We start from the raw sequence: 22,518 nt of genomic DNA on the forward strand, positions 1-22,518 counted from the left end.
CATGGTTCAGGGTTGGCCGGCCACGGCTACGCTGACCGACCATGGATCCACGGATGAGGCTGGACTTCGACCGCGCCACCCGCACCGGTGACCCCGAGGTGGTCTTCGGGCAGGGCAAGACCCCCGACCAGGTGGTCGACGCGCTCACCGAACTGCACCGCGCCCACCCCGCCCGGGCGGTGCTGGCGACCCGGGTCAGCGACGAGGCCCGGCAGGCGGTGGAGGCCAGCCCGCTGCCCGCCTCCTGGTATGGCCCGGCCCGCTCCTTCGTCGTGGGTCCGATCCCGCAGCCGCGCGGCATCGTCGCGATCCTGTCCGCCGGCACCAGCGACCAGCATGTCGCCGCAGAGGTGGAAATCACCTGCGGTGTCTACGGCGCCGGCGTACGCCGGGTGGACGATGTTGGCGTCGCCGGCCTGCACCGACTGCTGTCGGCCCGCGACCAGTTCGTCAATGCGGACGTCATCGTGGTGGTCGCCGGGATGGAGGGCGCGCTGCCCTCGGTGGTGGGCGGCCTGGTCGGCCAACCGGTCATCGCGGTGCCGACCTCGGTCGGCTACGGCGCCAGCCTCGGCGGCCTGTCCGCGCTGCTGGGAATGCTGAACTCCTGTGCGCCGGGCGTCGTGGTCACCAACATCGACAACGGCTTCGGAGCCGGCGTGCACGCTGCCCGGATCGCCCGCACCGTTGGTGAGCTGCGGTCCCGGGCGGATGATCACGAGTCGGATTCCGAGCCTGATGAGGGGGCCGAGGACCCGGCCTGAGGCCTCACAGCAGTCGCATCCCGGCCAGCATGGTGTCGAGCTGAGTGGTTTCCTCGGGTCCGATCCCTTCGGGTCGGATGTCCAGGATCGTCACCGCGCGGCCCGGTTCGCCCGGCACGATGATGACCCGAGCAACGATCTCGTGCCCCAGGAAGTCGCCCGGCGCGGTGACCTCGACGGTCGTCTCCACCAGAATCGCGCCGGGGAGCCCCGGCACCACCGTGCTCGCGTCACCGGGCTGCGGCTCCGGCCAGGTCCCGATGTCGGCGTACAGCCGACCGACGGTACGCCGCAGCAGGTGGCCCGCAGTGGTGTGCAGATCTGCGCCGGTCAGCACCTCGGCCGGCGTGATCCCGATCGCGAGCAAGTTGGACCCCGCCAGCGCCGGCTGCCCGGTCACGACGTAGCCGCTGAATTGGATGCTGAGGTCGGCGACCGCGGTGAGTTTGCCCGCTTGGGCGCCCCGCTGCGGACCCGCGACGCTCGGCAGGAAGACCCGGTCAGCGAAGACATGACCGTTATCGACCTCAACGATGCCCGCCGTCCACGAGGACGGTTCGGCGGTGACAGCGACACGCCGTTCGGTCGCCGGCGCCGGCAACTGGCTGGCGCCGATCGCGGCCAGCACGACCACCACCACACCCGCCACCAGGGCGGCGATCAGCGCCGTCGTCAGCCACGCCGACTGCGGCGCAGCCGGGGTGACGGCGTACGGTCGGCCCTCCCGATCCCGGCCCGGCACCTCCCCGAGCGGCGGCGGTTCGCCGCCGTCATCGCTCAGCCACGCCGTCCAGTGCCGGCCGTCCCACCAACGAAACTCGGCCCGGACTCCGGGGTCCTCGTACCAGCCGGGCGGGGCAGAACTCATCGGCCCGAGCCCGCCTCAGCGGGTGTCGGGTCAGTGCGCTGGCCCTCGGAGGTCTCGGAGGGTGTGTCGGTTGGCTCCGCCTCCGCCCGTTCGCGGTCCAACCGCGCCTGCATCCGCAACGCCCGCCGCCTCAGCCACGCCAGCGGATAGGGGCGTTCCGCGGTCGGTTTCGCCAACCATTCCTGGTGCCACCACAGCACGATCGCGACCACCACGCCGATTTGCACCGCCGGCGAGGCCAGGTCTCGGATCCGTTGGGTCGCCCAGTCCACCTGCGACATCCACCCGAGGTCGCGAGAGGTCGCGTACGCCATCGACAGGAACACCACGCGTACGCTCACCAGCACGTCGAGCCGGGTGGCAGCCAACATCCCCATCGGCACCCAGATCAGCAGGTCGTACCACGGCAGCGAGTAGGGCGAGGTCAGCAGCCAGGCGGCGCACAGCACCAGTGCGGTCCGCAACGTGACCGCTATCGGGTCGGGCTTACCGGAGAGTTCCAGGGCCACCGCACGGGAGGGGCCACGCGGCGGGGCGGGCAGCTGCTGCCGCGGAATGATCTGGAAGAAAATCCAGGCCAGCACCACCATGGCGCTGTAGGAGATCACCGAGATGACGACCTTGGAGGCCGGATTGCCCATCATCACGGTGAGCCAGTGCAGGAAGTAACTGGCCCAAGAGCCGGATGAAACGTAGCCGGCGTTGCGCAGCGATGCGAACAACGAGCCCGGCGAGATGAGCAGATATCCCACGCCCATCGGAATCGCGGCACCCAGGATCACCAAGCCGGCCTTGACGGGTTCGCGCCGGTAGCCCCACAGCATCGCGATGCCGTAGAAGACCAACGACACCTTCACCAGGCCTGCCAAACCGATCCCGACCCCGGCCAGCAGCGCACCCCAGCGGCCCCGTCGCATGAACGCGATGCCGGCGACCGCAAACACCACCGACAACGCCTCGTTGTGGGCACCTGCGGTCAGCGCCCAGATCAGCAGCGGGTTGGCGATGGTCAGCAGGCTGGCGCGGGCGGCGCGCTGCGCGTCGTGGCGCACCAACCACACCACGATGAAGCAAGTCACCAGCAGCGGAATCAGACCGAACATCTGCAGCCAGAAGACGATGTTGTGCATCGACTCGCCGCCCAGGATGTTGGCCAGCCACTGGGTGAATGAGGCGATCGGGCCGTACACGCTGGGTGTGTCCTGCCAAGGCCGTTCGGTCCAGCGCAACACCGGGTCGTACTGCTGCCGGAAGATCTCGGCGGGCGTGATCTGGTACGGGTCGATGCCCAACACCTGCAGCCGTCCGTACGCCGCGTACATCAGCACATCCGCCGAGGTCAGCGGCAGCGTCAGCGAGGTGGCGATGTTGAGCAGGGCGCCGAGGCCGAAGATCCGCCAGGGGCGGGGCCGCCACCCCGCTTTCATCGCTCGAAGCGCCACCACCAGGGCGACGCCGGCGATCGCGATCATGCTCCAGAGCAGGATCGAGGCGGTCCATTGGTTGACGTCGACCCAACCCCCCGGCAGGTACCACGGCGGCAGCAGGTTGTGGCGTGGCCCCGGGTTGATTGCCGCGGCTGAGGGGCCGGAGAAGGCGATCGCGATCGTGATCACCGAGGCGAGCACAATGCCGCCCATCCCGACCCATGGGTTCCGGTGCCAGGGCTGGTCGCTGGCGCGGAAGGTCGTGGCGTCGCGGTCCGTCTCAGACATCCACTTCCCCTCACCTTGCGCGCCGATCGGGCCCCAGCGTAGCGATCGGTGGTTGGGCACGCGTAGCGATCGGTCGTGGCGCAGGTGTAGCGATCGGCCGTGGCGCCGGCAGCCACGCCGGCAGGGTTAGGGTGGGAATCTCGCCCACGGTAGAGAAGGGACCACCGATGCAGCTCAGCCACGACACCCCCGCCAGTTCGTCGGACGGGTTCGTCTCGGAGTTGGCAGCGCTGCTGCCCGCAGGCGTGGTCTCGGTCGAAGAGGCAGACCTGGAGGCGGCCCGAGCCGACAAATGTGGCCACCGCGCGCAGGGGCGCCCGATCTGCGTGGTCCATGCCGGTTCCGTGGAGGACGTCCAGGCCACGCTGCGATTCGCCAACGAACGCCGGATCCCGGTGGTGCCCCGGGGCGCCGGCAGCGGTCTGGCCGGTGGCGCGAACACTGGTACCGGTGAGATCAGTCTGTCGCTGGCCCGGATGACCCGGATCCTCGAGGTCAACGCCGCTGACCAGTTGGCCGTCGTGGAGCCAGGCATCCTCAACGCCGACCTCAACGCCCAGCTCCTCGAACACGGCATGTGGTGGGCGCCGGACCCGGCCAGCAAGGCGATCTCCAGCGTCGGCGGCAACATCGCCACCAACGCCGGCGGACTGTTGTGCACCAAGTACGGCGTCACCCGCGAAGCCGTGCTCGCGCTGGACGTGGTGCTCGCCAACGGCGAACTGATCAAGGTCGGCCACCGCACCGTCAAGGGCGTCACCGGACTGGATTTGGCCGCACTGATGATCGGCTCAGAGGGCACCCTCGGCGTGATCGTCGGCGCGACCGTGAAGCTGCGGCCGCTGGTGCCCGGAACGGTGTGGACCCTGGGCGCCTTCTTCCCGGACGAACGGTCCGCAGCCTCGGCCTGCGCAGCCGTGACCGCGGCCCACCAACGCCCCGCGATCATGGAGTTGGTGTCCCGGGTCGCCGTACGCATGCTCGCCCGCTACACCGGCGACCCGATGGAGGGCGCTTTCGTCCTGATCCAGACCGACGACAACGACGCTGCCGACGTCGCCGAGAAGATCGAGGCGATCCTGCTGGAGCACGGCGGCAAGGTGTCACGTACCGACGATCCCGCCCGCGCCGACCACTTGGTGCAGGTACGCCGACAGGTCCACTTCGCGTACGAGTCCTTCGGGAACGTGCTGGTCGAGGATGTCGCGGTGCCTCGGTCGCGACTGGCCGACATGTTCGATGCCTGCAATGCGATCGCCGAGAAGTACGACGTGGTGATCCCGATCAGCGCCCATGCCGGCGACGGCAACCTCCACCCGACCTTCGTCTTCGACGGTGCCGAACCCAGCGAGGCGGTGTGGGCTGCGGCCGACGAGATGTTCACGACGGCGATCGAGTTGGGCGGCACCCTGACCGGCGAGCACGGCATCGGCATCCTCAAGAGCCGCTGGCTGGGCCAGGAACTCGGCGGCACCCAACTCGAACTACAACGCCAGATCAAGGCGGTCTTCGACCCGAACGGCATCCTCAACCCCGGCAAGGTCTTCGGCTGAGCGCAGGCGGGGCGCCGCCCCGGCCTGGACTCTGTCCCACCCCACCCGTCAGCCGCCACCGTCGATCGACCTCGGCCTGAAACGTCCACCGTGGACGTGCGCCGATCGCATATCGTCATCCGCGACCGTCCCAGCCGGACGTTTCAGGGCGGGGTTCAGCCGGACAGCGCCGCCAGGATCTGCTCGTCGACGGCCCGTCGAGCCCGCAGGTGCTCGCCGACGTCGTAGGAGAACCTGTCGTACGCCAACGTCCCGCCCTCGTCGATCAGGGCAGTGGCGGTGGCGCGGTCGGTGAGTTCCTCCAGCCAGGTCAGTGCCCGGTGGTCGGCCATCGCCTGGGCCAGCACCCGATGCCGGATCGACAGCCACGGCGTACCGTCCGGCCCCGGATAGACCGCGAAAGCGTCGCCGCCCCAGAAGCCACCGCCGGCGCAGGTGTCTTGGAAGGGATCGATCGGACGCAGCGAATACTGCGCCCACCAGAAGTTGTAGCCCCAGTGCAGGAATCCCGGCGCCTCGAAGGCGTACAGCTGCCGGCCCAGCACCCGGTTGCGCACCGACGGCAGGGCGATGAAGCGGTTGGCGACATCCCTACCCTGCGAGACGCAGTAGTAGACCCACGGCTTGTGGCCGGCCTCGAGGAACGGCTCAACATGGTTGGTCGCGACGATTGGCGTGTCGACCAGACCCTGCTCGGCGAAGCTGAGCGAGCTCAGCGCATCGACCAGCTGCGCGCCCTCCAGTAGATCGACCACCTGACCCCGGGCGGCCTGATAGGCCTCGAGGTGTTCGGTGTGCGGCTCGTCGCTGACATGCCACAACACCTGTCCATCCCAGTGCTCATCGAGGTGAGCGCGCAACGCCGGGATCAGCCCCTCCAGCAGCCTCCGGTACGCCGGGTCGGTCGCCGCGACGTGCCAGCCGAACCGCTGCTCCAACCCGTGCTCAGTCTCGACCTGGATTGCCGGCGTGAAGCGCGCACCCCACTGGGTGAAGAGGTGGGCGATCTCCAGCGAATCGATGCCGACCCGGCGACAGATCTCCAGCCACCGGTCCAACCGACTGAAGTCGAAGGCGTACGCGCCGGCGGCCTCGCTGATCCCGACCAGCTGCACAAAGGGGCGGGTGTGACCCTCGGCGGTGTCGAGCGGCGGCGTCCAGGTCGGAGTGAGGACGGAGTTGACGTCCATGGCGCGGGCCGAGACCAGGAAGTCCTCGATCAGTTCCCAGTGGCGCTCGGAGAAGACCGGGACGTCGTAATGAGTGGAAAGGCTGTCGACGTGGAACCAATGGGTGTTGGTGATCGCCAGCGGCGGCAGCCGGTGCGCGTGGACCTCCAGCTGGACGTCGTGTTCGGCGATCACTGAGGTTTCGTCCCTGAGGGTGACCGTGAGCGTGTGCCGACCGGCATCGGCGGCATTCTCGGTGAGCACCTCGATCCACAGGGACTGCCAGCCGGACGGCAGGCGTACCTCGTCGGTGAACGGCTCCAGCAGGTCGGGGTAGTCGCCGGGCTCGGTCACCAGGTAGTGCTCATCCGGCTCCGGCGGGGCGGGGTTGGACACCGGGACCCGGCGTACCGCGGCGAGGCTGGCCCGATCAGCCAGACCGCCGGTGAGGTGCACCGTTGCGGCCAGCTCGTCGCCGGCCGGGACCTCGAGCGCGATCTGGACGGCGAGCGGTTCGCCCAAGAAACCGGAGGCATGGACACCCCCGATGAGCTGTGCGGGACGGGGGTCCTGATTTCCGAGAACCTTCTCGAGGGAATCGACGAGGACGGACTTCACGGTGACGCTCCTGCGGGTCGGGGTCTGGCCGCCGATCACGCCAACTGCGCCGCGGCCCGGGCCACCCGGCACCCTAGCTGACGGCGCGCGTTCCCCCTGAAACGTCCGCGCCAGCCGGTTCTCGACAGCAATGCGCAACCGAGAACGGCCGCAGCCGGACGTTGCAGAGTCAGTCGGCGAGCATGTCGCGGACCAGCGGGACCACCTTGGTGCCGTACAGCTCAATCGAGCGCATGATCTTCTCGTGGGCCAGCGGGCCGGCCGACACCTTCAGGTCAAACCGGGTCGCGCCCAAAGCCTTCATCCCGCCGGCGACCTTCTTGGCGACGGTTTCGGGGGACCCCACCGCCATCGCCCCGTGCTGCACTTCCTGCAGGTAGCTTTCCCGGGTGGCCAGCGGCCAGCCTCGCTCCCGACCGATCTGGTTGTGGTTGCGCATGTACGGCTCGAACAGTTCGGCGGCGGCCTGTTCGTCGGTGTCGGCGACATGGCCCCAGCTGTGATAGCCGATCACCGCCTGCTCGTGGCCGAACTCATCCTGGGCTCGGCGGTAGAGGTCCGCGAACGGAACGAACCGATCGGCAGAACCGCCAATGATCGCCAGCATCAGTGGGAAGTCGTAGTGCGCGGCGCGGACCACCGATTCGGGGCTGCCCCCGACCGCGACCCAGGTCGGCAGCGGCCGCTCCTCATAGGGCGGATAGATCACCGCGTCGCTGAGTTCCTGAGTGTGGCGAGCCCGCCAGCTGAGGGGCTCCCCGGTCACGGCACGGCTGCGCAACTCGGCGTACAGCTGCAGCTTCTCTTCGAACAGGCCCTCGTAGTCCTCGAGCTTGAAACCGAACAGCGGGAACGACTCGGTGAAGGACCCGCGCCCCAGAATGATCTCGGCTCGTCCCTTCGAGATCGCGTCCAGAGTCGAGAAGCGCTCGTGCACCCGCACCGGGTCGTCGGAGCTGAGGACGGTCACGGCGGTACCGAGCTGGAGCCGCTCGGTGCGCGAGGCGATGGCCGCGAGCACCATCTCCGGCGCCGAGATGGCGAAGTCGTCGCGGTGATGCTCGCCGATGCCGATCGCGTCGAGGCCGGCCTCCTCGGCGTACACCGCCTCCTCCACCACGTTGCGGATGGTCTGGGCAGGGCTGATCGGCTTGCCGTCGTGTTCGGTGATGTCACCGAAGGTGTCGATGCCGAAAATCTCGTCTGTGCTCACATCCACCCAACGGCGTGACGCATCATATATTCCCGACCCGCCTGAAACGTCCGCCCCAACGCTTCGGCGATCGCGTATCGCCACCGGCGTGGCCTCACCGCGGACATTCCAGAGAGCTGACGCCGGCCCGGCAGCGGCTAGGCTGTGCCGGGTGAGGAGACGACCGATCGGCGGGACGCACCCGCGCGCTGAACGCACCGGTTCGGGCCGCACCCCGTGGTTGCGGCGTACGCTGGCCGGCCTCCTCGCCGTCGCGTTCATGTTGCCGATCCCGGCCTGGGCACAGGTCGGCGGCGGTGAGCCGTACAACCCCGACATCTGCCGCCAGTACGAGGCCGCAACCGTTGACGTCCCGCCAGCCTGGCAGGTGGATCGGCTGGGTCTGGACCGAGTCCACCAGCTCGCCACCGGCCGTGGCGTCACGGTCGCCGTCATCGACACGGCCGCCCGGTACGTCGGCTCGGACTACCTCACCTCCCAGAACATCCAGGGCCTCAACTTCGCCGGCTGGGACCTGGTCGAGGAGAACGACGACGGTGCCGATGACTGCCAGCACGGCACGATCGTCGTCTCGCTGATCGCCGGCCACAATCCCGACGACGGCTCGAGCGACTTCACGGGCGTCGCCCCGGACGTCCGCGTGATCTCGATGCGGGCGTTGCAGTCGGGTGAAAGGACCCAGGGCGGGGAACCACTCGGGCCGTCGATCCGCGCCGTACGCAAGGCGATCGAGCTCGACGTCGACGTCATCAACATCTCCCAGCAGGGTTCGAACGACCCGCAATATCGCGCGGCCATCCAAGATGCGTTGGACGCCGGGATCGTCGTGGTCGCCGCCGCCGGCAACCGCGAAGCCGAGGACTCCGCCGACGTCCAGGCCTTCCCTGCCTCCTACCCCGGCGTGATCGCCGTGGGAATGGTCGGTCCGGGCGATGCCATCTCACCGCTGTCGAACAGCCACCCCGACATGGAGGTGACGATCGGGGCCCCCGGCGCCGACATCATCGCGCTCTCACCGACCGGGCCGCTTTCCAAGGGCCAGGCTTTCTTCCGCGGCAGCGGCACCTCCTTCGCCACCCCTGTCGTCACCGGTGTGGTCGCCCTGATGCTGGAGATGGAGCCCGACCTCACGCCGGCGGAGGTAAAGGAACGCCTCATCGCAACCGCTGACCGAGGCGCCGCGGTCCCGGATCCGGCCATCGGTTGGGGAGTCGTCAACCCATACCGCGCCCTCACCGAACCCGTGGCCAGCGAACGCGAGACCCCCATGACCCCGCGGGAACCGGTTCCACCGATGACCCGCTACGACATGCAACCGATCGGCGAGTTCGAACGCTGGCTGGCCATCGGGATCGGCGCCGGGGCGTTGCTGCTGGCCATCGGCGGCGTCGTCCTTCATCGGTCCTTCCCCTCTGGCCACCGGCGCCAGTGGAAGCCTGCCAAGGAACGGACCGACTCGGAGGACTGAGCCCGCCGACCGCGCGCCGAGCCTCGCGACCTGGCCCCCCACGCCGGCTTGCTCACTCGCCCTGAACTGTCCGTCTGAGGCGCCCGCCGATCGCGCATCGCGATCCGTGACCGGCTGCCGCGGACGTTTCAGAGCGAGGCGCCGGCGGAGGAAGGCCGCTGTCGGCTGGCGGGCATGACCGGGACACGCGCGGTAGGCAGCGAAAAGCGGGGCCGGCCACAGCCGACCCCGCCCGGTACGTCAGGCTCAGGACTCCTTCGGCGGCAGGTTTGCGGCCTGCACCAGCACCTTGCCTGCGCGGGTGACCAGGACGCCACGGCCGGTGGGCAGCGGCTGACCCTTCTCGTCACGCCACAACGGGCCCTCGTCCTTGTTGCCCGACATCAGCAGCGCCGGGTTGACCGCATCCTTCATCCGCGTCACCACCGGGTCGGAGAAGGTCGACCGGCCGGCACCACCAAAGGCGCGCGCGATGATGATGTGCAGCCCGATGTCGCGAGCCTGCGACACCAACTCACCGAACGGCTGCATCGCGTTCCCCGTGGTCGTCGCCACCAGTTCATAGTCATCGACCACGACGAAGAGCTCCGGCCCCTTCCACCAGCTCCGATCACGCAACTGCTGCTGGGTGACATCGGACCCGGGCAGCCGCTTCTTCATCGACGCCGCGGCGTCCTGCGCCAGCTTGGTACCGGCGGCCGACGAGGCCGCATAGCCGAGCATGTGGTCGGTCTCGACCGCCCCCAGCAACGCCCGCCGATAGTCGAGGAGCACGATCTTCGCCTCGTCGGGGGTGTACCGGGTGACGATGCCGTTCAGCAATGTACGCAGGATGGTCGACTTGCCCGATTCCGGACCGCCGAAGATGGCCAGGGTCGGATCGACCGTCGGGTCGAACTCGACCGGCGCCAGCTCCAGCTCGTCGATCGCCCAGGGGATCGAACGGTTCTGACCGTCGTGGCTGATCTTCGGCAGCGCACCGAAGGGCAGGTTGTCGGGCAACATCCGCACCTCGGCGGCCTTCTTCCCGGGCCACGCCTCCGTCATCCGCTTGCACATGTCCTTGACGCCGTCCGACAGCGTCTCGGCGTCCTCCACCCCGTCGATCCGAGGCAGCCCGGTGAGCATGTGGAGCTTGTCGTTGGACAACCCACGGCCAGGGCGCCCACCGGGCACCAGAGCGGCGACCTTGCGATCGATCTCGGATTCGAAGGGGTCACCGAGCTTCAGCTCGACCCGCGACTGCAGCAGGTCCCGGATCGCGACCCGGAATTCCGACCACTTGTTGGCGCTGCCCATCACGTGAATGCCGAATCCCAGGCCACGCGCGGCGAGGTTGGTGATCGGCGCCTCCTGGGACTCGAACTCCTGCCGCAGCGTCATCCAGTTGTCGACCACCAGGAAGACATCGGTGGGGAACCGGTCCTTCTCGATCGTGCCCTCGCGTCGTCCGCGCCGATAGGAGGCCATGCCGTCGATGCCGAGCTGGGCGAAGGCCATTTCTCGCTGCTGCAGCAGGCTGCTGAGCTCGGCGACCGTACGCCGGACCCGGTCAACTTCCAGACGGGAGGCGACCGAGCCCATGTGCGGCAGGTTCCGCATGCCCATCAGGGTGCCGCCGCCGAAGTCGAGGCAGTAGAAGCCGACCTCCTCGGGGGTGTGGAGCAGCGACAGCCCGGCGATCGCGGCCCGCAGACCGGTCGATTTGCCCGCCTGCGGGCCACCGACGATCGCCACGTTACCGCCGGAGCCGGCGTAGTCGAGCCACATCGGATCACGCCGCTGCTGCCGGGGCCGGTCGACCAGTGCAACCGGGCCGGTGAGGCGTCCGTGCAGCCGTTCATCGGCGGTGGTCAGACCTCGCTTGGGGTGGACGACCAGTTCGCTGCGGACCAGCTGATCCATCGTCGGCGGATCGTCCAGCGGCGGCAGCCACACTTGGTGCGCCGGCCATCCCTGACCGACCATCCGGCCCACCGCGATCGACAACAGGGTCTCTTCCTCGTCATCCTCCCCGCCGTCGTCTCGCTCGACCTCGACCTCGACCTCGGCGGGCTCCGGGCGTACGTCATCGGGGTCCTCGTCGCGAGGCGCTGCCAGCTCCGGCTCGGGTGGCAGCACCGCAGGCACGAACTCAGTCCCGAACTCCAGCACCGGCGGCACCCAGGTCTTCTTGCCCGGCTCCAGCGAGGTCGGGTCGGCGAAGTCGGGTTGGTCGCCCTCGGTCGGCGAACTCGTCGAGCCGTGCCACGGACCCGACACGTACGCGGCCTTGAACCGCACCATGGAGACGGTGTCGAACTTCAGATAGCCGTTGCCGGGCGGGGTGGGCAGCTCGTACGCGTCCGGCACGCCAATGACCACTCGGGACTCCGAGGGTGAGAAGGTACGCAGCGCGATCCGGTAGGACAAGAAGGTGTCCAGGCCGCGCAGCTTGCCCTCCTCGAGCCGCTGCGAGGCGAGCAGCAGGTGGACGCCGATGGATCGACCGATGCGACCGATCTGGATGAACAGCTCGATGAATTCGGGGCGGGCTGCCAGCAGCTCGGAGAACTCGTCGACGACGACGAACAACGACGGCATCGGCGGCAGGTCCTGGCCGTTGCGGCGGGCCTCGTCGTAGTCCTCACGGTTCTTGAAGTTGCCGGCCGCTCGCAGCACCTCCATCCGGCGTTCCATCTCGCCGGCGATCGCGTCCTGCATGCGGTCCACCAGGGTGAGTTCGCCCTCGAGGTTGGTGATGACGGCACTGGTGTGGGGCAGCGAGTCGAGACCGAGGAAGGTCGCACCACCCTTGAAGTCGACCAGCACATAGTTGAGCTGTTCGGAGGAATGGGTCATCGCCAGGCCGAGCACCAACGTACGCAGGAACTCCGACTTGCCCGAACCGGTGGCGCCGATGCACAGACCGTGCGGACCCATGCCGCCCAGCGCCGCCTCCTTGATGTCGAGTTCGACCGGCCGGCCGTCCTCGCCGGTGCCGAACGGGATCCGGAGCCGCTGGTGCAGCGGCCGGAGCCGCCAGGTCTGGCGTACGTCCAGGGTCAGCGGATCGCCGGTGCCGAGCATCGCCGGGTAGTCCTTGGGCGGCTCGAAGACGACCTCTTCCTCGCCTTCGGCGGCGTCGTCGTCGCCGGCCGAGACGACCGGCAGCTTGTACGGGGCCAGTCCACGGGACAGCATCTCGGCGTAGACCATCGGCACCGAGTCGGGCTTGCCCAGCGGCGTACGCGCGAGCTGTCCCGAGCTCTGCCGCCGGTGCAGCACGATCGATTCCTCGTCGACCTCGAGGACGGCCAAACCCGGGTCGAGACGCCGGGGCCGTTCCCGCAAATTGCTGACCTCGATGGTGGTGACGGTGGTGTTGGGGGTGCTCAGCGCGTCGGCGTTGATGCCATCGACACCGTCGACGAGCAAGATGATGTGGGAGGCGGTGGTGCCGTCCATCTCGGCAGCGGCACCGTCCATCAGCTGGGCCATGTCTTGGGGGTCGGTCGCAAACATCCGCACCGGCCCGGCGCCGTCGCGGCGGATCGGGTGCTGCAGGTGCGGGAGCCACTTGGCCCATTCCCACTTGTCGCGCTGCTGCGCCGACGCACACACCAGGATCCGCAGGTCATTGGGCGCGTGCCAGGCGGCGGCTTGGCAGGCCATCGCGTACGCCAGCCCGCGGCCGGCGTCGTTGTCGCCGATCAGCATGACATGGCGAAAACCCTTGAGGGACAACGCCAGCGGAACGCTCGGCACGGTGCGGTGGGTGCGGATGAAGCGGCGCAGCGCACCGGTGGTGAGCGGCTCCAAGTCCTCGACGGGCTTGGACTCCGGCGGGGTGATGCGTTGGGCGAACTGCTGGGGGCCGACCGAGATCCGGACCGAGGCGAAGTCATCGGCGTCGGCGCGACGTTCCCACATCCGACGGCCGCCCACGATCGACCAGAGGGTGTCGGGGGCCGGGTGGCGCCAAGCCACGGCCTTGCGCTGGGCGTCGGCGGCCTGACGCATCTTGCGGCGGGTCTGGCCGAGGTAACGAAAGTAGTCGCGGCGGTTGGCATCGAGTTCCTGAGCCTGGTCGTCGTTCTGACGTCCGGTCTGGGTCAGCATCATGCCGATCATCGAGATGCCCATCATGGCGCCCATCACGCCACGCAAGATGCCGGTGCCACCGGCGCCGCCCATCGCGCCGGACATCATCATCATCGACATCGCGCCAGCGCCGGCCACCATCGGCAGGAACTGCAGCACCGCCTTGAAACCACGACTGGGAGCCGGCGGCGGGATCTCGGGAGGCGACTCGAGCAGCAGGTCACCACGAGGCATCGGCGGAGGAGTCGACCGCTTGCTGCGGTTGAAGATCGCGACGCCCATCGTTCTCCTGTCGAAGGTCGGCCCGGACTCCCCCATCATGCCGTGGCCATGGTCCTGCTTCCAAGGTGGGAGGTTGGCCGGCCAGGACAGATTCGGTGGTGGTTCGGCACCCGATAACCGGTACGCTGCCGCCGTGACCACCAGTGCTGAAGAGGACCTCGCTCGCGTCACCATCATTTCGCCCACCCGGCGGGTTGACCTGGCGCTACCGGGTGCCGCCGTGCTCGGCGAGATCATGCCGAGCATCGTGCGTTTCTCCGGCTCCGAGAGCGGGAACGCGGCCGACACCGTGCATGCCTGGGTGCTGCAGCGGGTCGGGGACGACCCGCTGGACCCATACAAGAAGGTCTCCTCCTTGGAGATCCGCGACGGCGAGACGCTGCACCTGCGTCAGCGGGACGTCGCGATGCCCGACGTCGCCTTCGATGACGTGGTCGACGCGGTCGCGACCGCCACGAACACTCGGCCGTCCTGGTCCCAGCAGCACTCCCAGAAGTTCGGCCTGGTGATCCTGGCGATCCTCGGCGCCGGCCTGCCCGGCGTACTGCTGTGGACCTACCCCGACCTGGTCACCGTGACCGCCACGCTCGCGTTGAGCGTGGCGCTCGGCATCACCGCGATCCTGTTGTCGCGGGCGTTCGACAAGTACGTCACCTCTTCTGCGCTGGCCTGGATGTCGGTCGCACTGGCCGGGATGGGCGGATTCCACATCGTCCACACCACGTTGCCGACCCAGATCCTCATCGCGGCCTCCCTGGTGCTGCTGATGTCGGCGGCGATGGCGTTGGCTGCCGCGGTCCAGCCCTACGGGCTGCTGGCGGCTGCAGCGGGCTCCTTGATCGTGGTGATCATGACGATGGTGATGGTGCTGATGCCCAACCGCGTGGTGGAGGTGGCAGCCGTCACGACGGTGGTGCTGCTGGCCACGACGCCGTGGCTGACCGGGCTGTGTTATCAGCTGGCCCAGATCGCGATGCCCAATCTGCCCAGCACCGCCGAGGCCCTGATGGCTGACGACGAGCCGGTCCAGTCCGACATCGTGGTCCGCGCCATCACCGCCGACAAGCTCCTCGGTTCGCTGCTCACGGCTACCTCGGTCGCCACCGCGATCGCGGTGGTCCCGGTGATCCAGTTCGGCACCCTGCCGGCGCTGTTGATGAGCTTCTGCGTCGGTGTTGCGCTGGTGCTGCGCGGTCGTGCCTTCGTCGGTTACACCCAGCGACTGGTGCTGCTGGCGACGGGTTCCTTCGTCGGCATCTACACGATCATCGAGTACGGCCTGAGCATGGACAGCGTGATGACGCGGCTGGCGGCGGGTCTGATCATCGTCGTCATCGGTTGCGCGCTGCTGATCGCGTACGCCGCCAGTTGGCACGGCAAGATCCTGTCGCCGGTCTGGGGGCGATGGGGCGACGTGTTCGAGTGGCTATCGGTGATCGCGGTGATCCCGCTGCTGCTGTGGGTGCTGGACCTGTACAGCTGGGCGTACGGACTCGCCGGCTGACCCGGTCCGTCCCCCTGACGGCCGATCGGCCGCTGGCGGCTCAGCCGCCGAACAGCAGTCGATACTCGCTCTGGGTCGGCGGGATCTGCACCCGCACCACCCGCCGCGGCATCACCAGCACCGCCTCGTTGCCATCGAGGTTGGCGCACATCTTGGTCTGCCGCTGATTGAGGGCGTACGCCCGCCGCAGGTTCTCCACGGTCCGACTGTTGGCCGGCGACAGCAGCGCCATGTCAGCCGATCGGAGCCAGTGCACCGCGCCCGAGGCGGCCGCATCGACCTGCGCCAACATTGCCTGCCAGGGGCCCAGCGGGGCCTGCAGGCCGTCGTAGAAGGAGGCGTCGTCGACCACCAGGGAGGGCCGGTAGGGCCGGCCTTGGCTGGGCACCACACCACCCTTGCCGAGCAGGTCGACCGTGCCGCCGCAGCGTTCCACAGTGCCGGCCAACGCCTGCCAGCGGCGATGCTCGTCGGCCAGGATCGACAGGTGCGCGCCGAGGCTGACGCAACGGAACGCGAACAGCCACAGCATGTATTCGGGGACCGTGGTGAGGATCCGGGTCGGGCGATTACGGAACAGTCGCACCGTCACCGGGCCACCTGCGGCTTCGCCGACCAACAGCCCGCTCGGGCCGGTGTGGACGACCGCAGCCTGGCTGGGGCCGTGAGTCGCGTTGTAGGCCTCGCTGTGCTCGGCCGACTGTTCCTCGGGCATGATCCAGCCCGGCGCCGGCGCCACCTGCTTGGGCTTGCGGCGCTTCGCGGCCTCCATCTGTTGTGGGGGCAGACCGACGGACATCAGCTCTCCTCGGATCGATGGCGGATCGGAGCGGGCACCACACGCAAGGCGGACATCAGACCCCCCGACCCAGCGGAACAGTCGCCAGCATCATCGGCACCTGCTGGCCGCCTGCGGGAGCAAACCGGAGCCGGTTGTTGAGGTGGCTTTCGACATGGGCCACAGCCCGGTCCGCCTCGGCGGCCTCGGTGGTCACCAGGCGTACGCCGCCACTGGGCCGGCTGGTCGGCGAAAAGGTGTAGGAGGCGAGTGCGAAGAGCACCGGCGACCCGGCAATCGACTCCAGCAGCGCGCCGTAGCCGATGGAGGCGTTGCGGCCCCAGTTGCGTACCGCACGGCCCCGGTGCACCAGCCCGTCGCAGTGCCACTCCGACCAGGCTTCTCGGGTCCGCTGTTGCTCGTGCTCAGGGCCGGCACCGGCCGTCAGCGACAGCACCTCGTGGATCTCGATCGGGGACAGCGCGCGGGTCTCCACACCCTGCCGCTTCAGCACCGACTGGACCCGGTGCAGTCCGAATCGCAGCGTTGCCTGGATGCCGTCGTCGGTGGCGCCGCGGCGAGCGACCGCCTCCATGCACAGCCGGGGGTCGAGCCGCAGACACAGGAAGGAACGCTGCACCGACGGCGGCGGCTGCTGACGCAGGATCTCCCGGTAGGCCCCCAGCGCCGCGGAATCCTCCCCCAGCAGCAGCGAGGTCGGCGCCGGCACCAGATAGGTGACGATCTGTACGCCCGCGAAGACCACATCGTCCTGCACGGTCAGGTGGGCGAGCCGTTCCAGGTCCAGATCGGCGCCGCGGTCGGCGAGCAGCTGGTCATCGGCGGTCAACGACAACACCGCAGTCCAGGCCGTGCCGTCCGTGATGACGCCGACTTCCTCGCCATGGCCGGTATGGGTCTGGGCGACCGACAGACCCGGCACCCATTGGGCCAACGGGACCAAGTCACCGGGAACGTCGGCATCCACGTCATCGGGACGGCGCCGGGCGTACGCCAGTCGCAGCCGGATCCGTTCAATCAGGGACCGGCCGCGGATCGGGACGAACAGCAGCGCCGTCACCACCGCCACGGCGCCGGCGACGATGTAGCCGGTGGTGCCGCCGATCAGGAAGGCGACCACCGCAGCAGCCACGGCCAGTTCAATGGTGAGGACGGTGCCCCAGTGGGCCGTCAGCAGCGACCTGCGGGTCCGGCTGTGTCGTTCGCCGCCACGCGCGCCGTCGGACCGCGCCATTCCTGCCTCCTCACCGCGGTGATCGACCAGGTGGCTGTCCATCCGGCCGCATTCACCCAACGGCCCCCACTCTAGGGGCGAACCGGTCGTTCTCGCGCGCCCGCGCTGATATGTTGTCGCCGACCCAGGCATGAGCCAGACTTGGAGCGCCGGGGACGCGACCGGCACGCACACCGACGGGGAGGCAGGCGCAGATGGCAAGTCGCAAGGACCTGCTCAAGGCGCACAGCTTCATCACGCAACGACTGCACTCGGCTCTCATCAACCGCGACCCCGACGACGTCCAGAAGCCGCTGCGGCGGGTCGGCACCGGCACCTTCATCGGGATCATGATCGGCGTCCTGGTGATGGCCGGCTTCGGCATCGTCGGCCTGCTCACCAGCGGCGGCACCAGCAACTGGCAAGAGGACAACACCGTCATCATCGACGAGACCTCCGGCGGTGTGTACGCCTTCGTGGGCGGCAAGCTCTACCCGACCGCCAACATCGCCTCGGCCCGTCTGGTCACCGGCAATGCCGACAGCCCGAAGGGCGTCAAGGCCAAGTCGCTGCAAGGCTTCCCGCAGGAACACATGATCGGGATCCCCGATGCGCCGGCAGCACTGCCGGCCGCTGACTCCCTCAACGCCTACCCGCTGCGCGTCTGCGCCACCCGCCCCGATGGCGAGGACCGGCGCTTCACCACCTTGGAGATCGCCGGCGCTACGGTGCCGGACCATTCCAGCGCGTTCGCGGTCCGCGACTCCCGCGGCACCGAATATCTGGTCGTCGACGGCCGCGCCCACCGGGTCCCACTCACCGCCGGCCAGGGCCGCTCCGCGGTCCTGATCGAGCTGGGCTTCACCGAGATCATGACCCCCGGTGACGCTTTCATCCGTGCCCTGCCACAGGGAACCCCGCTCGGCATGGTCGAGATCCCCAACCTCAACGAACAGTCCAACCGACCCATCGAAGGGGTCGGCAACCTGGTCGGCACCGTCGTCCGCGTCGAGGCCGCCGCCGGCGATGCCTACTACGTGTTGCTCCGCGACGGTCTGGCCCGGATCAAGCCGCTGGATGCCCGGTTCATGGCTCTGGAGCAGGGCGTCGACGTCCAGACGATCGACTCCACCACGGCTTCCCAGAGCACCATCCTGTCCCAGACGCTGAGCGCCGAGGACATCCCGAACTATCTGCCGGCCCCCGACCAGCAGCAGCCCAACCTCTCCACGGCCACCGCCTGCGCGACCTGGACCTCGCCCACGGAACCGCCTCTGATGGCCCTGGGTGTGCTCACCCCCAATGTGAATGCCGAAGCCCCAGCTGGACAGGCCGACGCGGTCGTCATTCCGGCCATGAGCGGAGCCCTGGTACGCAACGAGGGCGCTGCCGCCGACGGCTCGCCGATGTTCCTGCTGACGGCGGGGCGGGCGTACGGCATCCCCGACAAGCAGTCCCGTGACGCCCTGGGCTACGGCGGCGCCGAGATCCAGGAGATCCCGCCGCAGCTGCTGTCGCTGGTGCCCAACGGACTACCCGCAGGGGTCACCCTCTCGGTCGAGTTCGCGAAGCAGCCGGTCACCTCCGGTGACGACGACGAGAATGGCTGATTCTTGCCGAAAGCCCGCCCAGGGCGTACTTCCGGCTGATTCCAGAGGTGTCCGCACGCAAGCCGACGCGCCGTGCCGGCACGGCGGATGTGAACTATTTGAAGATTTCCTCGCCGAAGCCTTTCGGGTGACCCCCTGCCTGCCTAGTGTTGTGACCAGTTCGACACCGAAGCCTCGGTCACCACGACGGGGTGGAGGATTCAGATTGCACACAAGCGGTCCCCTCGGGGACCGAGACACACTGGAGGAAAAATGGGACAGGCTAGCGTTGAGCGCGCCGAGATGCAGAAGGCTGCCGGCGAGATCCAGACCACCGCTGAGAACATCCACAAGATCCAGAACGATCTCAACGGCCAGATCAACGCCCTCATCGGCTCCGGCTGGGTTGGCAACGCCGCTACGAAGTTCTACCAGAAGTACAACGAGTTCGATCAGCAGTTCGTTGTTGTGAAGAAGGAGCTCGACGGCATCTACGAGAAGATGACCCAGTCGCAGCTCAACTACACCAACATCGAGGACGAGAACGACCAGCAGGCCAACTCGCTGGACGCCGCCCTCAACGGCTGATTCACCTCAACCAACTCACACACGAACTTTTCTGAACAGGAGCTATGACAATGGGTGACTACACTCGCGTTAACGATTCCGCCATGGCGCAGGGCATCAACGACCTGCAGCAGGCTCACACCCGCCTCACCAGCGAGCTGTCCGACCTCGAGGGCAAGCTGAACTCGTCCCTCGCACAGTGGGAGGGCAACGCCCGCGAGGCCTACCGCGAGGCCAAGGCCCGCTGGGACGCTGCCGCTGACAAGATGTCGCAGATCATCAACACCATGCGCACCGTCATGACCCAGATCTCCGAGAACTACACCCAGAACGAGCGGAACGTCCAGAACTCCTGGGGCTGAGCAATCAGCTTGATTCCGACATGACGTAGGCACGTGGGTGCGACTCTTCCCGAGTCGCGCCCACGTCCTCGTTACCCCGCCGGCGTACGCCCTCGGCGCAGGCGTTAGTTTTGGAGCAACCCCAAGCAGGAGATGACGGTGACCGAGAACACCCCGACCGGGCCCGTGACATCTGATGTCACAGTCGATCCCGGCGACATTCGAGATTTTGCGAAGTTCCTCGACGAGATGACGACCGAGCTGCAGGGTCTGAACCAGCGGGTCGACGCCTTCAAGGCGCCCGGATCGGTCGGCTTCGGCAAGTACAACGCCAGCGCGGGCGCCGAGCAGCGCTTCCGCGAGGCGATCAACACTCATTCCTCGAACCTGAACCGCATGGTCACCCGCAACCAGCAGCTGACCTCGGGCTCCAACGAACTCGCCAAGCAGTACACCGACCTGAACGCGCTCAATGCGTTGCATTCGGTCGAGGTGCACAACGCCATCCAGGAAGGACCGGCCCAGTGACTGTCGCCAGCACTCAGCGCGCCGCGCTCGCCTACATCGGCTCCGCGGTTGCCCCCACCATGCACGGTGGCGCCGACGAGTTCCAGGCGCTGTCGACCCGGGCCGCCGAACTGCGCGAGCTGATCCAAGAAAAGCTCGACCAGCTGACCGCCGAAGGCGGCTGGACCGGAGCCGGTGCCCGCGCCTTCCGGGAGATGGTCGTTCACGACCTGATCAAGCCGCTCGGTGAGTTCTCCGAGCAGTCCGCCGCGCTGGGGCAGGCGCTGCGCCCGCTGGCGCAGTCGGTCGACTCCAGCCAGCAGGTCGCCTCGAGCAACCCGATCCCGTGGGACATCGCAGCCCCGTGGACCGCCCGACCCTCACCGGCCGCGATGGCCAATCCGCTCACCGCGGCGATGGCACCGATCGAGGTCGTCAACATCGGCCAGATTCCGCAGCGGATCGTGCCTCAGCCCGTCTGGATGGGCATCGAGGGCGCCGCGGCAGCTTCGGTCCCGCCGCCGGTCTACACCCAGACCGGTCAGCCGACCGGCTTCGCCGCCCACAACTGGGACGTGAAGATGGAGACCCTCGGCGTCAACCCGACCCAGAAGGTCGCCTGCAACGGCGCCGTCGCCTCGGTCGACGCCTCGTTGAACGCCTTCCTACCCGAAGGTTCCTCGGGCAAGGGCAAGGACGTCGAGCTGAAGGGCGAGAGCGAGCAGGAGCAGAAGAACTGGCAGGAGGACCTGCGTACGCTCCAGGAGCGGGTCCGCCAGGTCAAGGACGTCGTCGACCAGGTGATGCCCCGCGGCAACCTCGGCCCCGAGACGAACACGCCGCTGGTTCAGCCCGACATGCCGCGTACCAGCGACATCCCGCAACCGAACCTCGCCCAGCCCGGCCTGGACCGGGTGACGCCGGGCGGTCACGACACGCCGCGCCTCGAATCCGGCACGGTGACCCAGGGCGTACATGCCTCCGGCATCGACCCGACCCTGCTCAACGGCAGCAGCAACTCGCTGAACCCGTCGCTGGCTTCCGGTATCAACGGCACCCAGTTGGGTGCGGCGATCAGCGATGGCACCCTCGCTGCTGGCGTTGACCCGATCGGTGCACCGATCGGCACCACCGGCGCCGCTGCCAGCCCGGCCGCAGGCACACCGCTGGCGGGCGCTGGCTCCGGCGGAATGATGGGCGCGGGCGGTCTGGGCGGTGGCGCGGCTGGCTCGAAGGGCAACCCGTCCTTCCAGCTCGACGGCCGCGGTCGGGGGATCATCAACCCCGGCTACGACGGTGGCGCCAATTCAGGCGCTGGCGCGGGCCCCGGCGGCATGATGCCGATGGGCATGGGCGCCGGTAACCGCCGCGGGGCCAAGGACGAGGACCGCAATCACGAGTTCGAGGAGACGTGGCTGGAGGAGGATCAGGACGTTTGGGGCGAGGAAGACGCACCGCCCGGACTGATCACCAAATGACCTGAGCCTGGTCAGCCTCTCGATCGCGTCGGAGCACTGCTCCGGCGCGATCGTTGTTTCTGCGTGGGCGCAGGACCGTGCTCGGTGCCCCGGCCCACACCCGGACAGTCTGGAACGCAGGCACCACCCCAGCCCACACCCCGCCCCGAAACGTCCACCCCAGCCGACCACCACCCTCACATCGCCAACGCCCCACCCCTCACCCGGACACTCCAGAGCGAGTCCGGGGTTACCCCAGCCCACACCCCGCCCCGAAACGTCCACCCCAGCCGACCACCACCCCCACATCGCCAACGCCCCACCCCTCACCCGGACACTCCAGAGCGAGTCCGGGGTTACCGACCGAACGGGTGATTCGGCGGAGTTCGGGGCCTTCCGCGCAGATATTGCGTTGCCGCTGGCCCTGGCCTGCCCCACAATGGTCGGGCGGCATGGCAGGTCTTCCTTGCCTGTTCCGTAGTCGTCTCCCACGACGACTCCCATGGCGGCAACATCTGATTGCTCAGGGTTCGAGTCCCTTCATTGAAAGCGCTGCCTCTGGGGAAACCACGTACAGCGTGCCTTGCGAGGTGCTGCCGGGCCACACGGGACTGCCCCCAGTTTGCTTGACAGATTTCTAGGGGTGGGTCAGGCGGCCTGGGTGGCCGTCTGATGGGTTGCTTCGAACTCTACTGGAGTGAGTTTGCCGAGGCGTCGTTGGCGACGTCGGCGGTGGTAGGACTTCTCGATCCAGGTGATGATGGCCAGGCGTAGCTCGGCTCGGCTGGCCCACGGGTGGCGGTTGAGG

The 22,518-nt window shown here is 68.3% G+C and carries 17 protein-coding genes; 9 read left to right on the forward strand and 8 right to left on the reverse strand.

Annotated elements, in window-relative coordinates; translation table 11 throughout:
- Positions 1-53 precede the first annotated feature (53 nt).
- Complete coding sequence (larB, locus tag CGZ91_RS04535; protein WP_229116114.1) at positions 54-764, forward strand: nickel pincer cofactor biosynthesis protein LarB; 711 nt, start codon at positions 54-56, stop codon at positions 762-764.
- 4 nt (positions 765-768) lie between these two features.
- Here the strand turns inward: larB and CGZ91_RS04540 are convergent, their stop codons facing one another.
- A complete protein-coding gene (locus CGZ91_RS04540; protein ID WP_094452863.1) occupies positions 769-1,632 on the reverse strand; it encodes a DUF2510 domain-containing protein in 864 nt (287 codons plus the stop codon).
- Positions 1,629-3,347, reverse strand: a complete 1,719-nt coding sequence (gene mptB, locus CGZ91_RS04545; protein ID WP_094451287.1) for a polyprenol phosphomannose-dependent alpha 1,6 mannosyltransferase MptB — start codon at positions 3,345-3,347, stop codon at positions 1,629-1,631. The genes CGZ91_RS04540 and mptB overlap by 4 nt, the downstream gene beginning before the upstream one ends.
- 167 nt (positions 3,348-3,514) lie before the next feature.
- Between mptB and CGZ91_RS04550 the strand changes: the two genes are divergently transcribed.
- Positions 3,515-4,900: an FAD-binding oxidoreductase gene (locus CGZ91_RS04550; RefSeq protein ID WP_094452865.1), complete on the forward strand. Its 1,386-nt coding sequence runs from the start codon at positions 3,515-3,517 to the stop codon at positions 4,898-4,900.
- A 155-nt stretch (positions 4,901-5,055) separates the two neighbouring features.
- Here CGZ91_RS04550 and CGZ91_RS04555 read toward each other — a convergent pair whose 3' ends face one another.
- The gene (locus CGZ91_RS04555; protein ID WP_094452867.1) at positions 5,056-6,687 is read right to left on the reverse strand and encodes a DUF4091 domain-containing protein; all 1,632 of its coding nucleotides are present in this window, start codon (positions 6,685-6,687) and stop codon (positions 5,056-5,058) included.
- Between the two features lie 169 nt (positions 6,688-6,856).
- A complete protein-coding gene (locus CGZ91_RS04560; RefSeq protein WP_229116418.1) occupies positions 6,857-7,900 on the reverse strand; it encodes an LLM class flavin-dependent oxidoreductase in 1,044 nt (347 codons plus the stop codon).
- Positions 7,901-8,051: 151 nt separating this feature from the next.
- Here CGZ91_RS04560 and CGZ91_RS04565 point away from each other — a divergent pair, with 151 nt between their 5' ends.
- Positions 8,052-9,368, forward strand: a complete 1,317-nt coding sequence (locus CGZ91_RS04565; protein ID WP_179229077.1) for a S8 family serine peptidase — start codon at positions 8,052-8,054, stop codon at positions 9,366-9,368.
- 246 nt (positions 9,369-9,614) lie between these two features.
- Here the strand turns inward: CGZ91_RS04565 and eccCa are convergent, their stop codons facing one another.
- Positions 9,615-13,733, reverse strand: a complete 4,119-nt coding sequence (gene eccCa, locus CGZ91_RS04570) for a type VII secretion protein EccCa (protein ID WP_094452869.1) — start codon at positions 13,731-13,733, stop codon at positions 9,615-9,617.
- Positions 13,734-13,866: 133 nt separating this feature from the next.
- Here eccCa and eccD point away from each other — a divergent pair, with 133 nt between their 5' ends.
- Positions 13,867-15,237 (forward strand): type VII secretion integral membrane protein EccD, encoded by a 1,371-nt coding sequence (gene eccD / locus CGZ91_RS04575; protein WP_179229206.1) that lies wholly within the window; start codon positions 13,867-13,869, stop codon positions 15,235-15,237.
- Between the two features lie 40 nt (positions 15,238-15,277).
- On the opposite strand, the gene CGZ91_RS04580 is transcribed toward eccD, so the two are convergent.
- Positions 15,278-16,036, reverse strand: coding sequence for a hypothetical protein (locus tag CGZ91_RS04580; protein WP_094452873.1), 759 nt, complete (start codon positions 16,034-16,036; stop codon positions 15,278-15,280).
- Positions 16,037-16,091: 55 nt separating this feature from the next.
- Positions 16,092-17,312, reverse strand: coding sequence for a type VII secretion protein EccE (eccE, locus tag CGZ91_RS04585; protein WP_094452875.1), 1,221 nt, complete (start codon positions 17,310-17,312; stop codon positions 16,092-16,094).
- A 152-nt stretch (positions 17,313-17,464) separates the two neighbouring features.
- Between eccE and eccB the strand changes: the two genes are divergently transcribed.
- From eccB to CGZ91_RS04610, 5 genes are all read left to right on the forward strand, one after another.
- Complete coding sequence (eccB, locus tag CGZ91_RS04590) at positions 17,465-18,859, forward strand: type VII secretion protein EccB (RefSeq protein WP_094452877.1); 1,395 nt, start codon at positions 17,465-17,467, stop codon at positions 18,857-18,859.
- A gap of 252 nt (positions 18,860-19,111) precedes the next feature.
- Positions 19,112-19,426 (forward strand): WXG100 family type VII secretion target, encoded by a 315-nt coding sequence (locus CGZ91_RS04595; RefSeq protein WP_094452879.1) that lies wholly within the window; start codon positions 19,112-19,114, stop codon positions 19,424-19,426.
- Between the two features lie 50 nt (positions 19,427-19,476).
- Positions 19,477-19,767 (forward strand): WXG100 family type VII secretion target, encoded by a 291-nt coding sequence (locus tag CGZ91_RS04600; protein ID WP_094452881.1) that lies wholly within the window; start codon positions 19,477-19,479, stop codon positions 19,765-19,767.
- 138 nt (positions 19,768-19,905) lie between these two features.
- Positions 19,906-20,274 (forward strand): hypothetical protein, encoded by a 369-nt coding sequence (locus CGZ91_RS04605; RefSeq protein WP_144276780.1) that lies wholly within the window; start codon positions 19,906-19,908, stop codon positions 20,272-20,274.
- Positions 20,271-21,731, forward strand: a complete 1,461-nt coding sequence (locus CGZ91_RS04610) for a hypothetical protein (RefSeq protein ID WP_094452885.1) — start codon at positions 20,271-20,273, stop codon at positions 21,729-21,731. The genes CGZ91_RS04605 and CGZ91_RS04610 overlap by 4 nt, the downstream gene beginning before the upstream one ends.
- A gap of 627 nt (positions 21,732-22,358) precedes the next feature.
- Here the strand turns inward: CGZ91_RS04610 and CGZ91_RS13985 are convergent.
- Positions 22,359-22,518: IS3 family transposase (locus CGZ91_RS13985; protein WP_324252650.1), on the reverse strand; the 160-nt coding region annotated here is incomplete at its 5' end.

It is taken from the genome of Parenemella sanctibonifatiensis, assembly GCF_002250565.1.
In the GTDB taxonomy this organism is placed as follows: Bacteria; Actinomycetota; Actinomycetes; order Propionibacteriales; family Propionibacteriaceae; genus Parenemella; species Parenemella sanctibonifatiensis.

Coding starts and splice junctions, on each gene's coding strand:
- larB (WP_229116114.1), top strand. CDS start 54: ATGAGGCTGGACTTCGACCGCGCCACCCGCACCGGTGACCCCGAGGTG.
- CGZ91_RS04540 (WP_094452863.1), bottom strand. CDS start 1,632: ATGAGTTCTGCCCCGCCCGGCTGGTACGAGGACCCCGGAGTCCGGGCC.
- mptB (WP_094451287.1), bottom strand. CDS start 3,347: ATGTCTGAGACGGACCGCGACGCCACGACCTTCCGCGCCAGCGACCAG.
- CGZ91_RS04550 (WP_094452865.1), top strand. CDS start 3,515: ATGCAGCTCAGCCACGACACCCCCGCCAGTTCGTCGGACGGGTTCGTC.
- eccCa (WP_094452869.1), bottom strand. CDS start 13,733: ATGGGCGTCGCGATCTTCAACCGCAGCAAGCGGTCGACTCCTCCGCCG.
- CGZ91_RS04580 (WP_094452873.1), bottom strand. CDS start 16,036: ATGTCCGTCGGTCTGCCCCCACAACAGATGGAGGCCGCGAAGCGCCGC.
- eccE (WP_094452875.1), bottom strand. CDS start 17,312: ATGGACAGCCACCTGGTCGATCACCGCGGTGAGGAGGCAGGAATGGCG.
- eccB (WP_094452877.1), top strand. CDS start 17,465: ATGGCAAGTCGCAAGGACCTGCTCAAGGCGCACAGCTTCATCACGCAA.
- CGZ91_RS04595 (WP_094452879.1), top strand. CDS start 19,112: ATGGGACAGGCTAGCGTTGAGCGCGCCGAGATGCAGAAGGCTGCCGGC.
- CGZ91_RS04600 (WP_094452881.1), top strand. CDS start 19,477: ATGGGTGACTACACTCGCGTTAACGATTCCGCCATGGCGCAGGGCATC.